The sequence below is a fragment of the Ureibacillus yapensis genome (genome assembly GCF_003515775.1).
Taxonomy (GTDB): domain Bacteria; phylum Bacillota; class Bacilli; order Bacillales_A; family Planococcaceae; genus Ureibacillus; species Ureibacillus yapensis.
Genome location: NZ_QWEI01000004.1, coordinates 52,048 through 66,901, shown reverse-complemented (window position 1 = coordinate 66,901; position 14,854 = coordinate 52,048). Strand labels below are relative to the sequence as shown.

The 14,854-nt window shown below is 39.2% G+C and carries 18 protein-coding genes and 1 other annotated feature; of the genes, 9 read left to right on the top strand and 9 right to left on the bottom strand.

Annotated features, from left to right (window positions below; all coding sequences use genetic code 11):
* Window positions 1–125: 125 nt before the first annotated feature.
* Both D1B33_RS09435 and D1B33_RS09430 read right to left on the bottom strand, forming a co-directional pair.
* The gene (locus D1B33_RS09435) at window positions 126–1,328 is read right to left on the bottom strand and encodes an ABC transporter permease (protein WP_118876141.1); all 1,203 of its coding nucleotides are present in this window, start codon (window positions 1,326–1,328) and stop codon (window positions 126–128) included.
* Window positions 1,321–2,061 (bottom strand): ABC transporter ATP-binding protein, encoded by a 741-nt coding sequence (locus D1B33_RS09430; protein ID WP_118876140.1) that lies wholly within the window; start codon window positions 2,059–2,061, stop codon window positions 1,321–1,323. The genes D1B33_RS09435 and D1B33_RS09430 overlap by 8 nt, the downstream gene beginning before the upstream one ends.
* 130 nt (window positions 2,062–2,191) lie before the next feature.
* Here D1B33_RS09430 and D1B33_RS09425 point away from each other — a divergent pair, with 130 nt between their 5' ends.
* The 6 genes from D1B33_RS09425 to D1B33_RS09400 all read left to right on the top strand — a co-directional run bounded on the left by D1B33_RS09425 (window position 2,192) and on the right by D1B33_RS09400 (window position 5,607).
* Complete coding sequence (locus D1B33_RS09425; RefSeq protein ID WP_118876139.1) at window positions 2,192–2,620, top strand: HIT family protein; 429 nt, start codon at window positions 2,192–2,194, stop codon at window positions 2,618–2,620.
* 152 nt (window positions 2,621–2,772) lie between these two features.
* A complete protein-coding gene (locus D1B33_RS09420) occupies window positions 2,773–3,306 on the top strand; it encodes a tryptophan transporter (RefSeq protein ID WP_118876138.1) in 534 nt (177 codons plus the stop codon).
* Window positions 3,307–3,476: 170 nt separating this feature from the next.
* Complete coding sequence (locus D1B33_RS09415) at window positions 3,477–3,866, top strand: YtxH domain-containing protein (protein WP_118876137.1); 390 nt, start codon at window positions 3,477–3,479, stop codon at window positions 3,864–3,866.
* A gap of 166 nt (window positions 3,867–4,032) precedes the next feature.
* Window positions 4,033–4,587 carry an HTH-type transcriptional regulator Hpr gene (locus tag D1B33_RS09410; RefSeq protein WP_118876136.1) on the top strand — a complete coding sequence of 185 codons (555 nt, stop codon included), beginning with the start codon at window positions 4,033–4,035 and terminating at the stop codon, window positions 4,585–4,587.
* A 177-nt stretch (window positions 4,588–4,764) separates the two neighbouring features.
* The gene (locus D1B33_RS09405; RefSeq protein WP_118876135.1) at window positions 4,765–5,304 is read left to right on the top strand and encodes a DUF3267 domain-containing protein; all 540 of its coding nucleotides are present in this window, start codon (window positions 4,765–4,767) and stop codon (window positions 5,302–5,304) included.
* 117 nt (window positions 5,305–5,421) lie between these two features.
* The gene (locus D1B33_RS09400; RefSeq protein ID WP_118876134.1) at window positions 5,422–5,607 is read left to right on the top strand and encodes a hypothetical protein; all 186 of its coding nucleotides are present in this window, start codon (window positions 5,422–5,424) and stop codon (window positions 5,605–5,607) included.
* 74 nt (window positions 5,608–5,681) lie between these two features.
* Here D1B33_RS09400 and D1B33_RS09395 read toward each other — a convergent pair whose 3' ends face one another.
* Window positions 5,682–5,774, bottom strand: coding sequence for a YjcZ family sporulation protein (locus D1B33_RS09395; protein ID WP_118876133.1), 93 nt, complete (start codon window positions 5,772–5,774; stop codon window positions 5,682–5,684).
* Between the two features lie 143 nt (window positions 5,775–5,917).
* On the opposite strand from D1B33_RS09395, the gene D1B33_RS09390 reads away from it, so the two are divergent.
* Window positions 5,918–6,829, top strand: coding sequence for a peptidylprolyl isomerase (locus D1B33_RS09390; protein WP_118876132.1), 912 nt, complete (start codon window positions 5,918–5,920; stop codon window positions 6,827–6,829).
* 60 nt (window positions 6,830–6,889) lie between these two features.
* On the opposite strand, the gene D1B33_RS09385 is transcribed toward D1B33_RS09390, so the two are convergent.
* Both D1B33_RS09385 and yhaM read right to left on the bottom strand, forming a co-directional pair.
* Window positions 6,890–7,222 (bottom strand): zinc ribbon domain-containing protein YjdM, encoded by a 333-nt coding sequence (locus D1B33_RS09385; RefSeq protein WP_118876131.1) that lies wholly within the window; start codon window positions 7,220–7,222, stop codon window positions 6,890–6,892.
* A 219-nt stretch (window positions 7,223–7,441) separates the two neighbouring features.
* Complete coding sequence (gene yhaM / locus D1B33_RS09380) at window positions 7,442–8,377, bottom strand: 3'-5' exoribonuclease YhaM (RefSeq protein ID WP_118876130.1); 936 nt, start codon at window positions 8,375–8,377, stop codon at window positions 7,442–7,444.
* A 181-nt stretch (window positions 8,378–8,558) separates the two neighbouring features.
* On the opposite strand from yhaM, the gene D1B33_RS09375 reads away from it, so the two are divergent.
* Entirely contained in the window at window positions 8,559–8,744 is a 186-nt protein-coding gene (locus D1B33_RS09375) for a YhzD family protein (protein WP_118876129.1), read from the top strand.
* Between the two features lie 99 nt (window positions 8,745–8,843).
* On the opposite strand, the gene D1B33_RS09370 is transcribed toward D1B33_RS09375, so the two are convergent.
* Window positions 8,844–9,626, bottom strand: coding sequence for an enoyl-CoA hydratase (locus D1B33_RS09370; RefSeq protein ID WP_118876128.1), 783 nt, complete (start codon window positions 9,624–9,626; stop codon window positions 8,844–8,846).
* Window positions 9,627–9,898: 272 nt separating this feature from the next.
* Window positions 9,899–10,133, top strand: a binding site (T-box leader).
* A 111-nt stretch (window positions 10,134–10,244) separates the two neighbouring features.
* Here D1B33_RS09370 and serA point away from each other — a divergent pair.
* Window positions 10,245–11,858: a phosphoglycerate dehydrogenase gene (gene serA, locus D1B33_RS09365; protein ID WP_118876127.1), complete on the top strand. Its 1,614-nt coding sequence runs from the start codon at window positions 10,245–10,247 to the stop codon at window positions 11,856–11,858.
* A 474-nt stretch (window positions 11,859–12,332) separates the two neighbouring features.
* Here serA and D1B33_RS09360 read toward each other — a convergent pair whose 3' ends face one another.
* The 3 genes from D1B33_RS09360 to D1B33_RS09350 form a co-directional block, all read right to left on the bottom strand.
* Complete coding sequence (locus tag D1B33_RS09360; RefSeq protein ID WP_118876126.1) at window positions 12,333–13,121, bottom strand: HAD family hydrolase; 789 nt, start codon at window positions 13,119–13,121, stop codon at window positions 12,333–12,335.
* Between the two features lie 131 nt (window positions 13,122–13,252).
* Window positions 13,253–13,501, bottom strand: a complete 249-nt coding sequence (locus tag D1B33_RS09355) for a DUF3006 domain-containing protein (RefSeq protein ID WP_118876125.1) — start codon at window positions 13,499–13,501, stop codon at window positions 13,253–13,255.
* Entirely contained in the window at window positions 13,491–14,795 is a 1,305-nt protein-coding gene (locus D1B33_RS09350; RefSeq protein WP_233549455.1) for an MBL fold metallo-hydrolase, read from the bottom strand. The genes D1B33_RS09355 and D1B33_RS09350 overlap by 11 nt, the downstream gene beginning before the upstream one ends.
* Window positions 14,796–14,854: the final 59 nt, after the last annotated feature.

The window sequence follows — 14,854 nt, the reverse complement described above, 5'->3', positions numbered from 1 at the left end:
ATCATCCACATGTAGCGCTATACACTAGAGACCTCCTCTGCAAAAGCACTTCTCCCCCTTCAAGATTCTTACACAAACAAAAAAGCACTAAAAAGCAAATTGCTTTAAAGTACTTCTTCCAAAATTTATTCTGTTTCTACCGACGGATCCTTTGTCATCACGTATGTTGCTTCACTTACAGCAATGATGATAAGGGCCGGTATGAAAAATAGAGGTTGTCCAATTGAACAAAGCATTACTATGACCGCTTGAATGACCATGAAAAGACGCAATACTTTGCGTACCGCCTGGTTTCTTTGATTTGGCTCAATTGGATAGAGCCGATCCATGCGAAAATCACCCGATGATAATAACGCGTATTTTAATTGAATCGTTGTAGCAAAGGCCAAAGCCGCTGCAACAATCCATGTGATCATCGGAATATTAACGAATAATGCAACTATAGCGGAAATGGCCGTTAATCGCACCCACAAATAAAAATGGTCATCTGTCCGGATGAACGTACGGTAGACTAAATAACTTTGTGCGCTTTTTTGGCTATACGGCACAAGATTATAAACGAAATTCAGCCAGTTTCTTCGACGAATGGACCCATGCAGATGCGGAACATCCGTAAAATAGTTGGCAAATCGGTAGAATCCCATCATGCGGTTTTGTTCTGCTTTGACAAAATGTTCATAGGGGATGGGTTGCTCCTTCACTTTCTTGGCCAAAGCACTGTTATAAGCAATCAGCAAGACAAGCAAAATGATTACAAAGCTATAAGACAACGTTAGTGCTGATTCGATTGCAAGTATTGAAAGAAACATCCTCGCAATTCGATCGATTAGCAGGTTGCCCCCACGGTTGGCATAACGATAATTGAATTCTATATGAACATTTAAATATTTTAAAATAATGATGACAATGAGGATTAACCAAATTTGAGATGATGATAGTTCCGTAACTGTCCTTAATAACGGAACCGCTACAAGATAAAGAATCACGACCAGCCCTATTTGTGACCAAAGTGTATAAGTTAAAGCTTTTTTAAAATAGAAAGGCATCTTGGATTCCAAAGGCAATAAATACACCTGATCCGGTTCCCGAAGCAAAGTAACTGGACGGCTTAATGCCATAATGAAGCCCACTACGGATGCCACAACCCACTCTGCCGGAAACGTGTCATCTACTGCTTCCAACCATTCGCTATATTGGTAGCCCAACGCACCAAGCACAAAAACGAACACTAGCGCCAAATGTCCGGTGAATACAAAGCGCATATATTTTTGCACTTCATTCATATAATGATTGAATCGCTTTGACCAAACTTCCTGCAAATTATTCATTGTCTTGCTCCTTCGTCATGGCGATATACAAATCGTCCAATGTCGCATCGGGCATTTTGAAGGCGCGTCGCAAATCATTCATCGTTCCTTGTGCTCGAACTCGTCCTTCATGCAATAAAATAATTCGGTCACAATGCTTTTCCGCAGTTGATAAAATGTGCGTCGACATTAAGATGGAAGCACCCGCTTTTTTCTTCTCATCCATCTGATCGAGCAACGATTGGATACCAAGTGGATCCAACCCGACAAACGGTTCATCGATAATATATAATTGTGGATCTACCAAAAACGCACACATGATCATTACTTTTTGGCGCATTCCTTTTGAAAAGTGGGATGGAAACCAATTGAGCCTTTTTTCCATCCGGAACTCTTTCAACAGCACTTCCGACCGTGATTTCAATGTTTGCCGGTCTATTCCATAGGCCATTGCCGTTAATTCCAAATGCTCTTTCAATGTTAATTCATCATATAAAACAGGTGTTTCAGGTATAAATGAAAATGAAGAACGGTACTGGTTTAAATTTTCATTCAGCGTGACCCCATTCAATCGGATTTCCCCATTTTGAGGCAGGAGTGTCCCGATAATATGCTTAATCGTCGTACTTTTTCCGGCACCATTCAATCCGATTAACCCAACTAGTTCTCCTTCACCGATTGTAAAAGAAAGTTCCTTGATTACCGGCTTTCGTGTATATCCGCCTGTAACGTTCGTTAGTTGCAATACTGTCATTATTTTACGTCACTCCTATTCTTTCTACAGTTTAACAAAAAATGCGAATGGATTCAGTTATCATATGGTAAAATGTAAGAAAAACATGATTTCTCATCATCTATGGTGAAATTCGAAAGGATGGCTACACATGAGTGAGTGCATTTTTTGCAAAATTATTGATGGATCAATTCCAAGTACAAAAGTCTACGAAGATGAAAACGTTTATGCCTTCATGGATGTTTCACCTCTGACAAAAGGACACACGCTGCTTGTCCCAAAACAGCATGTACAAGATTTATTTGAGATGCCGGAAGATGTGGCAAGAAATCTTTATGCGGTAGCACCCAAAATTGCCAATGCCATTAAAGCGGCTTTCAATCCACAAGGAATGAACACATTGAATAATAATGGCGCTTTTGCAGGACAGTCTGTTTTCCACTATCACCTGCATTTCATCCCACGTTACGATGAAACAGATGGGTTAAAAATGAAATGGGAAACGAAACAAGGTGAATTCACGCCGGAAATTCTGCAATCCATTGCGGCGGAAATTAATGAAAAGTTGAACAACAACTAAGTTAAATAGTATCGGTTTTCCTATTTAGTATTCTATTATATGTTGTTGCAAAATACTTATATACCGATTAAAATCAAGTTAAGTTTCGCTAACGGCAATGAGTGCACGTTAGGAATCGAAGAGCATAGAATTGTAGAGGAGAGTTTACGAGTATGAATACAAAAAATCTAGTTTTAATGGCGCTTTTAGTTGGGGTAGGAGCGGTGCTTTATTTGGTGATTCCAGGCTATGGCGAAGGAATGAAGCCCGACTTTATGCTGACAATGATGTTTATCGGCATCTTGCTGTTCCCTACTTTCAAAGAAACATTCCTATTGGCTATTACAACGGGCGTTTTATCTGGACTGTTTTCTTCCTTCCCGGGTGGATTTGTTCCAAATATTATCGACAAAGTAGTAACAGGTATTGTGTTCTTTGCCATTGTTGCAGCATTGCGTCATCTAGCGCAAAAAGTTGCAGTAGGAGCAGTGTTGGTTGCGCTCGGTACAATTCTTTCGGGAACTGTATTCCTGTCCATGGCGTCCATGTTGGTTGGTTTGCCTGGAGGAGCGGCATTTACTGCATTATTCGTCGCTGTTGTATTGCCGGCAGTTGCGCTAAATGCAATTGCATTTATCATCATCTTCCCTATCATTACAAGACTATTAAAACGAACAAATTTCAACACGTCAGTTTCACAAGCTTAAAATTGAGCATAGACAAAGTCTTTTACGGGCTTTGTCTATGCTTTTTTCGTCTTCCAGTTTTTTCGTTTCTTTTTTTAATTAACCAAACGTGGTTTAATATAGTTAACAAAAGGAAAACTTATATAGAAGATTAAATTTTTTAGCGTTACATAATTTAAGGAGTGAAACATATGCGTGCAAAACCTTTTTTAATTGGACTGTCGACTGGAATCATTGGAGGACTAGCGGGCATTCTCTTCACAACACCCCAATCCGGAAAACAACTGCGATCCAATATCGCCCAAACTTCCAAAGCGGCTAAATCCAATATAGATGAAGTAAAAAATAGTTCAGCAAGTGTAAAAGATTCTGTTTTGACACTGAAAAATGAAGTGAAAAATAATATACCTAAAATAATTGATGATTTAAAAGGTTCCTTTACTGCTTATAAGCAAGAAATCACGCCCAAAACGGAAAAATTAAAAGAAGAAATAGATGATTTAAAGAATTCTATTGGTGAAATCGAGAAGAATCTATCAGATTTGAAGAAAAACAAAGGCAAAACCAAAGAGATTCAGTAATTAATTTTACCTAAAAAATGGGTATAAAAAGAGTATTTTTTAATCGTATTTTAGAAATTTATAACAATTTTCAAGCAAATTTCAATTATTTAACTTTTCTAACTTTAAAGTTTTTTCTTTTACTGCTATAATATTTTCATAATGTAAAGGAAAGAGGGTGCTTGATTTGTCCGATGATTCATACAAAATGAAAGAGGCAATGCTTTATAGCCAACGGATCGCACAATTGTCAAAAGCATTATGGAAAGCAGTGGAAAAAGATTGGCAGCAATGGATCAAGCCATATGAACTGAATATTAATGAGCACCATATTTTGTGGATCGCTTTCCACTTAAAAGGGGCTTCCATTTCAGATGTTGCTAGATTTGGTGTTATGCACGTTTCAACAGCATTCAACTTTTCCAAGAAGCTGGAAGAAAGAGGATACTTGAAATTTTCCAAACGCGACGACGACAAACGAAATACGTATGTCGAACTGACAGAAATTGGTTCGGAGCTAATCCTGGAAATGTACGATCATTATTACGATACACACCATTCAATTCTTGATGGATCCCTCGCATTAAAAGAACTATATGGAAGATTTCCGGAATTTTTGGATGTGATGGCCGTAATTCGCAACATTTATGGTGAAGAATTCATCGAAATTTTTGAACGGTCATTCAAAAACTTTAAAGACTCGATTGTTGAAAACGAAGATAGACTAATTGTAAAAAGGTAATTTAACAGATTAACCTTAGCGAAGAGCAAGAAAAGTATATTTATAACGAGCAATGATCTGAGTGTAGAAATACACTCTTTTTTTATGTTTTCGCTTACAAAAATAAAATATAGTGGCAATTTCTTTTTATTTGATTTAAAATGTTTTCACTATAATACATAAAAGGAGTCGTCCTTCTTGCATTGTTGGAAAACGATCAACATAAAAAGAGAGTATGGATCTACTTGGCTAACCATTATGTCTGCCTTGCTGTTTGTACTAGTATTTGCATTTTCATTTGTCTTGTTGGAAGATATTCCTCCCATGACTTATGAAGATAATTATTTATGGCTGTTTGTTTTTTTATTCCTGCTTATTTATCCGCTTCACAAAGTTTTACATTATGTAACATTGTTCAAATATAGGGATTCAGTGAAACTTCGGTTTAAAATCGATTATAAATTCGTTCCGATTATTCGGATGCGCATAAAATCAATTATCCCAAAGAAACGCTATCTTTTCACATTGCTTGCACCTTTCTTTATCATTAACGGTTTTTTAATTTTTATGGCAATCGCTTTCGAGGAGTATGCACATTTTTATTGTTTGCTTTTTGCCTACCATTGCAGCATTTGCTTCATCGATCTTTTATATGTTAAAAACCTGCTGAAAGCACCCAAGGATTCATTGATCGAAGAAACACCGAAGGGCTGCGAAGTGCTTGTGCCGGAAATTTAACGAAACTTGATTAGGACTATACCAATCAGGAAAAAATAGGAAGAGTACGTCGATTCACTTGTTTTAAACCGGTATTTTTTGTATTCTTAAAAGAAGTGATAGAGGGGAGGAATAGACTTGCTACTTATTGTTGTAGTGCTATTCTCGGTATTTTATTTATTCCAGATCAATCGTATGACGTATGCACTTGTTACGCAAAAGGATATTCCTGAAGAAAAACATGAAAAAATATTCCGTACCATAAATGTATTGATCACGATTTTATTAGTATCCTTTTATGTGGAAGTATATGTTGCCATGTAAATGCGGAAAATAATTTAGAGCTAAAGGCGCACTTGCCTTTAGCTCCAATTTTGCTTAGGTATTGTGTTTTGCTATTAGTAGATGAACGCTGCACCCACAATAATTAATAGGATGAACAATACAACTAAAAGAGCGAATCCATGTCCGCCGCCGTAGTTATTTCCCATTTCGACACCCCCTTTCAAAAACTATAGTATGCATGGGGGGAATCGGCATCTAGGCAAAGAAACATGCAACCCATTTTGTTTTTAAAGCGTTTATGATATAGTTACTTAAGATTTCAATTCGAAGTTAGGAGAGTCAATTACACATGAAAAAACGATTTTTAGGATTAACACTTGCTTCTTCTGTTTTAGCCCTTGCGGCATGCAGCAACTCAGGAGAAGAAGTTGTAGTATCAACATCATATGGAGATATTACAAAAGATGAGTTTTATGAAGATATTAAATCGCTTGCCGGTAATGCCTTGCTTGAGCAAGTGGTTATTGAACAAATTTTGGAAAACAACTACGAAGTAACAGATGAAGAAGTGGATGAACAATTCAAAACGGTAAAAGATCAATATGGCGAATCGTTTGACGCTGTATTGGAAGCAAATGGTTTATCCGAAGAAGCATTTAAAGAAAATGTACGATTCTCTCTATTACAAGAAAAAGCGGTAAAAGACGTTGAAGTAACAGATGAAGAAATCGAAAAATATTACAATCAAGCAAAATACGAACTGAATGCACGTCACATTTTAGTGCCTGACGAAGAAACGGCTCGTACAGTATATGAAAAATTGAAAGCCGGCGAAGATTTTGCTGCAATGGCCAAAGAATATTCAACTGATGGTTCGGCTGCACAAGGCGGAGAGCTTGGTTGGTTTACTGTAGGAAAAATGGTTCCGGAATTCAACGATGCGGCCTATGCCCTTGAAATCGATGAAATCAGCGAACCGGTTCAATCTGAATTTGGCTACCACATCATCCAAGTAACGGACAAGCGTGAAGTAAAAGATTACGGAACATTGGAAGAGAAAAAAGATGAAATTAGAGAAACAATTGCTGCAACAAAAGGCGACTGGAATGCAAAAGTTACCGAGTTGGTTAATGGAGCAGATGTTAAGATCGAAGACGAAGATTTAAAAGGTGCTTTGGACAAGTACGAAGCCAAAGAAGAGCCGGCTAAAGATGATGCTGCTACTGAAGAAGAATCTAAAGAAGAAAAAACTGAAAAATAATATGAATGAGGGGCTGTGCCGGGAAATGATTTTCGGCTACAGCCCCTTTTTCATCACTTATTATATTTTCTTTACGAATTCCGACTTTAACTTCATCGCCCCGAACCCATCAATTTTACAATCGATATTATGGTCACCCTCTACTAGACGGATATTCTTAACTTTCGTCCCGACTTTCAATGTGGACGAACTCCCTTTTACTTTTAAATCCTTAATTACTGAGACTGAGTCTCCATCCGATAACACATTCCCATTGGCATCTTTGACAACAGGCGACTCCTCAACAATTTCCTCTTCTCCTGTCCATTCATGTCCACATTCCGGACAAACAAAAAGATTGCCATCCTCATAGGTATAGGTTGACTGGCACATTGGGCAATTTGGTAAATTCATTTTTGGTTCCTCCTTCAATTCCTTTTAATGATTTATAGGTCAATTCTTTTACTTGCCGGTAAATAAACACAAGGCACCCAATATAAAATATGGGCACCCTGCTTTAAGTTTAATACATCGAATACGGCTGGGCTCAGTCGTTACCTGTCGCTACGCTTTCGGTACAGACAAAAACATATCAACTGCCGCAAGCTTTCGTCACAAATTCACTGAATAAGATTAAAAGTTCGGTTTATAGAAAGAGCGGTTATCCAACGGGAACAGCCTTTCCGTAAATTCTCCAGGTTTTGTTTTGTCCAATGCTCTTGTCAGCATGTTCATTTTGGCGTCGATGTTATCGATATAGTGAAGGATTTCAGCTTCCTGAATCATCGGTTTTTTCGGGCTTCCCCACTCTTCCTTGCCATGGTGGGAAAGGACGATATGTTTTAATATCACCACTTCTTCTCCATCAATCCCCAGTTCTTTAGCCGCCTGCCCTATTTCATCGACCATGATGGAAATATGTCCGAGCAAGTTTCCTTCAACTGTATAGGCCGTTGCGATTGGTCCCGTTAGTTCTTTTACTTTTCCAACGTCATGCAAAATAACGCCTGCATAAATTAAATCTCGATTCAATGACGGATAGAGGTCACAAATCGACTTTCCAAGACGCAGCATGGAAACAACGTGATCCAGCAGCCCTGAAGCATAATCATGGTGGTTTTTAGATGCCGCCGGAAAAACAATCAACTCATTTTGATGCTTTTTAATGATGTATCTAGTGATGCGTGAGATGTTTGGATTTTTTATTTCAAAGAAAAATTGCGTTAACTCTTCAAACAGCTCTTCTTTCGGTGTTGTGGAGGAAGGTAAAAGATCATTGATTCCAACGCCTTCTTCAGGTTTGGCAATGCGAATTTGCTTAATGCGCAGTTGGTTTTTTCCCCGATAATCATGAATTTCCCCGCCAATATGTACGATTACTTCAGGCCGATACATTTTTTCATGATCGTCATTTGTATCCCATAGCTTGGCTTCAATATCCCCACTCTTATCTTGCAAGATGAGTGTCATGAAAGGTTTGCCTACTGTTGTAACTCCTTTAGTAGCTTGCTTGATTAATAAAAATTGGCTAACTGGTTCACCCGCTTGGAGTTGCGTGATTCCTTTCATAAAGAAAACACTCCTTTTTTATTTACTTGTTTTTTACGATACTCCTATTGTACCATGCATCCATAGCGGTTACGACCAACATTTGCGTGAAAGATTTCACTTCCTCATTTCCCCTTTTACAATGAAATAAGGCGTTTTTTTATGTATAATGTTGTATATCTTCTACAAAGGGGTGGATAGAATGGAAAATTATCGTTTTACTGCATTTGAAAAAACAGGGGAAATTTTATTTGATGAAGTATGGGCTTTCGAGAGTGAAGAGATTGCGAAGAGAGAAGGCCAAAAACAAATTGACGAAAAAGGAGTAGCCGATCAAACACATCGCTTGGTAAACTCCAGAGGGAAACTAGTTTTATTTCATGTATAAGAGCAAGCAACAAAGGCGTCCCGAAATTGGGGACGCCTTTTTCTAAGTATAAGTAGACACTGTTCTATCACCTAAAGCTAAATGCACATTTTATGCTTCTTATTTCCCTTTGAATTGCTGGGTTCTCTTTTCGATAAATGCTTTTATTCCTTCCAGATGATCTTCAGTTTTTCGCATCTTGATTTGCCCTTCTGCTTCATTTTTCAATATAGCTGTCAATTCAGGCAGCTTTTGAGCATGAAGGATTTTTTTTGATTCAAGCATCGCCAAGATCGGTGAAGATAAAAATTTGCCAACCAACTGATCCACAAAGCTATCCAGTTCTCCTTCTTCCACTTTATAATCAATTAGCCCCTGTTGATAAGCTTCTTCCGGGTTCATGATGTTGCCATTCCAAATGATCTGTTTTGCCTTTGGTATGCCCACTCGTTCCGATAAGAAGAAATGACCCCCACCGTCCGGGATTAACCCGATACCGATAAAATTCATCGCCAGTTTACTATTTTCTTCCACCACAATGACGTCACAGCCAAGCGCAAGGCTAAAGCCAATACCAGCTGCAGCTCCTTTTATTTGCGCGATGGTAACCATCGGCAATTGATAAAGAGCCAATGAAATGCGGGTAATATAACTCATGATGATTTCAAACGTTTTTGGATCTCCTGAAGTAATCATCATTTTAATGTCTCCGCCTGCCGAAAAGATGTTTCCTTCCCCTTTAATGACCAGTATTTGTACTTCTGGATTATCCTTTAAAAACTCCAGACAATCTGCTAATTCCTGCATCATCAATAAGTTCATCGAATTGGCTACAGTCGGTCTGTTAAATGATAAAGTAGCTCTTCGATCGGCAATTTCTATTTTTATCGTTTCGTATGCCATCTTTTTCACCCCCACCGTATATATGGTATGTATTCAACTTTTCTTAAATAAACCCTTTTTATCGAACAATTTTTTTGAAAGTCCAGGCAGCTACTGGCTGCTTCATTGGAGAAACAATTTTTCTATCCCGAATGATTATTATGCTCAACGTATAAATCGTTCGCTTTTTAACGCTGAAATTAAGCGTTTTCATGGAATGTTTTTTATTTTTTCAGAAATTTTGTTGACAATCAAATGAAGAAGGATTATGATGTTAACAATTAAATCAACGCAAAAATATTTTGATGGAGACATGCTCGATCGCTAGAAATCTTTAGAGAGCTGATGGTTGGTGAAAATCAGCGTTTTCAATGATTGCAGTTCCACTCCTGAATAGATAGGCGGAAATTTATAGTATGCTTATCCGGATGTTGCACGTTACGCATTTACTTGGAGGTTGTTGGAATTTTTCCACAACGAATTAGGGTGGTACCGCGTAGGATGTTAATTTAGCCTTTCGCCCCTTGCATTATATGCAGGGAGTGAAAGGCTTTTTATATTTAGTTTTAGTTAAAGATTTTTGCAACACGTCTCTGCTCAATTTTCGAAATATTAAAAAATCAAAGGAGAGTAATGAACATGGTAACAAAAATTCAAACAAACGTAATCAATGTATTTATCGCCGATCCACTGAGCGAAGACGGGATTTTCCCGCTTCGACAAGAAACAGATTTAAACCTGAATGTGGTGATTAACACTGGACTCACACCAGAACAACTTATTGCTAAAATTGAGGACGTTCATGTGCTGTTGGTTCGAAGCCAAACAAAAGTAACACGCGAAATTATCGCAGCTGCCAAAAATTTAAAATTGATTGGCCGTGCGGGTGTTGGTGTCGACAATATCGATTTAGCTGCTGCTACGGAACACGGTATTATTGTTGTCAATGCGCCGGATGGAAACACAAACTCTGCGGCAGAACATACAATTGCGATGATGACATCACTTGCACGCCATATTCCCCAAGCTTATAACGCATTGAAAAACGGCGTATGGGATCGAAAATCTTATGTAGGCGTTGAACTTAAAAACAAAACTTTGGGTGTTGTTGGATTCGGTCGCATCGGAACGGAAGTTGCTTACCGCGCGAAAGGCCAACGCATGAATGTCATTGCTTATGACCCATTCTTAACAGAAGAGCGTGCACAGGAACTGGGCGTGACAAAAGGTACAGTCGACGAAGTTGTGAAAGCAGCCGACTTTATCTCAGTACATACGCCATTATTGCCGGAAACACGCAACTTAATTAATAAAGAAAAATTCGCCATTATGAAAGAAGGCGTGCGAATCATTAACTGTGCACGCGGCGGAATCATCGATGAAGACGACCTATATGATGCGATTGTAGAAGGAAAAGTGGCGGGAGCGGCACTTGACGTATTCGTTGAAGAACCGGCAACAAATCATAAATTATTAACTTTGCCGCAAGTAATTGCTACTCCTCACCTGGGTGCATCTACAATTGAAGCGCAAGAATCTGTGGCGGTTGACGTTTCTAACGATATTATCAAATTCTTTAAAACAGGTACTGTTACAAATCCGGTGAACATGCCATCTATTCCAAAAGAACTACTTGCTCAAGTCGAACCGTTCTTTGGATTGGCAGAGAAATTAGGTTCATTCCTATCTCAAGTTACAACTGAGCCAATCAAGGAAATTAACGTTTCTTATGCCGGTGAAGTCGCAAACTACGATGTCCGCCCATTAACATCTAATACGCTAAAAGGACTGCTGCAAAAAAATCACGGCGACCATGTCAATGATGTGAACGCTCGTTATTTATCTGAACGCATCGGCATTAAAATTAATGAACATAAAACAACAACTGCCAAAGGGTTCACGAACTTAATCACGGTTGAAGTGAAAACAGAAAATGAAGTGCACACAATCGCAGGTACTTTACTCAATGGCTTGGGCGCACGCATTGTAAAAGTGGAAAACTATGTGGTAGACGTAGTGCCTCAAGGACACCTGCTGTACATTAAAAACACCGACAAACCAGGTGCAATCGGCCGCGTGGCAACTAAACTTGCCGAAAAAGAAATCAATATCGCAACGATGCAAGTAGGCCGCGACCAAGTTGGCGGAACAGCGGTAATGATGCTGACAATTGACAACGTGGTAACACAAGAAGACTTAAGCTATGTTGCCCAACTTGAAAATATTGATGAAGTAAAAGCGATCACGCTTTAATAAAAAATGCGGAGGACGCCAGTTTAGCTCCGCGTCGTCGAAAACGCAACTTCGGGTTGCATCGCCGACATGACTCACATCCTGTGAGCCTCAACAACCGGCGGTCAAAAAGGGCGCTCTTTGCCCTTATTGGCAGCGCCGAAGTTGTCGAGGAGCTGGCGTTCGCAGCTAGACATCAAGAAAAGCTGAGGCAATCGCTACTAAATTAAAAGTTTAACCAGGGGATATCGACTGAATGGAGTCGGTATCCTTTTTAATTGGGGTTTAATTTTATATTTAAACTTAGTGGTGGGGCCACTAGCTCTCTTCGCGCCTCCCTTTTATCCAATGCTACAAATTATGGGACAACTTCCTCCCAAAATCCCCCTCTCTTATCCCATAACTCCTAACTGCACAAACTCCTAGTTGAATTTACAATAAAAAAATAGGCAAAAAGCTAAACCCTTTGCCTCCTCACTAAACATTTTATTCTTCTTATAAATTCTTCACTAAATCTAAAAACTCCGTCAATGAAGTTACTTCGTATGTTGGGGTGATTTCTGAATCATTCTTTTTTCCTTCGCGGTTAATCCACACATTTTTCATCCCCACAGCGGCAGAGCCTTTAATGTCTGTATTCAAGTTGTCCCCCACCATAATGCCTTGTTCAGCCGTGAAACCTGCTTGATCCATCATATATCGGAATAAAGAGGCATCCGGCTTTCCTTTGCCGAAGTCTCCGGAAATAATCACATGATTAAAATATGCCGGAATTTCCGGTGTGATTTCTAATTTTAACCTTTGCAGACTCGGCGCACCGTTCGTTAATAAAATCAGCTTGTAGTTCCCCTTTAACGCGTCCAGCACTGCATATGTATCATCGTAGACATATGGCGATTTTTTGCGCTCTTCCACAAACCGCTCCCCTAATTCTTCGCCTAATGCCGCATCCTCAATTCCCAATGTTTTTAACCCGGCAGTCCACGCATCCTTACGATAGTTAGGAACAATGCTCTTCATCTTCTGGAAGGATTCCGTTGGGTCATCAAAAGTTCCCCAAAGCCCTTCAAAAGGATTAATGCCAATCAATACAGTATAGTCGTAAGTTTCATAGCCTTCATATAACTTTCGGGCTTCATTTCGTACCGCTTCCTCCAGCTTGACTGGATTGATTTCATATTTAGTGGCAGCATACTCGCAAGTCTTATCAAATGCTGTTTGAATACTTTGTTTATCCCAAAGCAGGGTATCATCAAGGTCAAAAATAATCGTATCAATTGCCATGTTCAATTCTCCCATTTACCATAATTTGATTAACTTATCCTCTATCTTATCATATTTTCAGAATACTTAGGATAAGAGATTAAAGGAAAATAAAAGCCCCTTACAATTGGTTTGTAAGGAGCTTGAGTTTTTCAATTATTTTTGGATTTCAGCTCATTTAATAGATTTTTCACATGTTCTTTCTTTTTTGCCGTCGTATCCTTCAGAACGGTAATGTGATAGCCCATTCCGTTATCTTGAATATCTACAATATCGCCTTCCTGCACTTTTCCATTCATCTCTCTGCGATGAATGGCTAATTGTTCCGTTTCTTCGGGGCGTTTTAGAAAAATGGCATAATCTCCTTCGAAACGATCCAAAGTATATTCCTTAGTGTTCATTTACAACTTCCCCCTTCGGATTAATCAGCTGCGCCGTATCTCCATCATTTAACCAAACTTGACGCCCTGTCCATTTTATATAGTCTTTTCCTTCTTTTGCATGGGGCCCGCTTGTAATATAAAGCGTGTCACCGGCCGCTATCGAAATATCCGGGAAATTAAACAGCTGATTTCCTTCTACGGAAAGAAGCTGCCAGCCATTCATTGAGATGGCCTGTTCCCCATTATTTGTAATCGCAACGACCTCGTCTTCCAACTCGACACTTTCAATTATGATACTGCTTTCCCGCTTGGATTTGACCTTTGAGGCTTTTCTTTCCGGCGGAGCAATGGAACTTCTCCCTCCTATGCCTGTCCATTCATTCGCCAAGACTTCATATTGCTTGCCATCTGTCGCGACTACAATGGTACCTGACTCTGCCGTTCCATACATCTTGCTGCCTACATGCTGCAAGTTTTGAATCACTTCATAGTGGGGGTGTCCATAAGTGTTATCTTGTCCGTAGCTCAAGATGGTTGCTTCCGGTTTCACAGCTTGAACAAATGGCAACGAGCTGCTCGTATTGGATCCATGATGACCCGCCTTTAAAATGGTTGCCCTAACATCCATTGACTCCATCATCTTTTTTTCAACCTCGACGCCGGCATCTGCAGTTAATAAAAACGATACCTCATCATAAACCACTTTCAAAACAATGGAAGCTTCATTATTATCGATTGCCTCTTCATCTGCATGGAGTACAGAAATCTTTATATTATCATCGAGCAAAAAATTGTCATTTCTATGTGCTACTTCAAAAGGGATGTTTTTTGATTGGATGAGTGTTAACATCTCTTCATATGTTTCGGAGGTATGAACCTTTCCGGAGTCGATAAATTTTTTAATGGAGATGGAATTTAAAACAGGAATTAGCCCGCCAATATGATCGGCATCCGGGTGGGTGGCAACAACATAATCCAATTTGCGAATTTCCTGGTCGCGCAAATATTCCACTACTTCTTTCCCGGCGCTTTTCGTCCCACCATCTATCAACATATAATGTTTGTTTGGCGACTCAATCAAAATCGAATCTCCTTGTCCAACATCAATAAAGTGCACTCTCAATAATTCACCTGAAGGAGATGGTCCCCCAGTTCCCATCGTTTCCTCTACTTCAGCTCTTTCTTTTTCTGTTTCATTTGATTCTGTTAGATTGCTAGTTTCTTCATCGTTGGGCTCCCGGGAAGATGAATCTTCTGGAGCTGTGCAGCCAACAAGAAGCAACAAAAGCATCATAATCATGATTTTGCGCATTTTCACATCTGCCTTCTTTCTTCTAGGTGTAAGCTATATAGACACTTTACCCTTGGAAG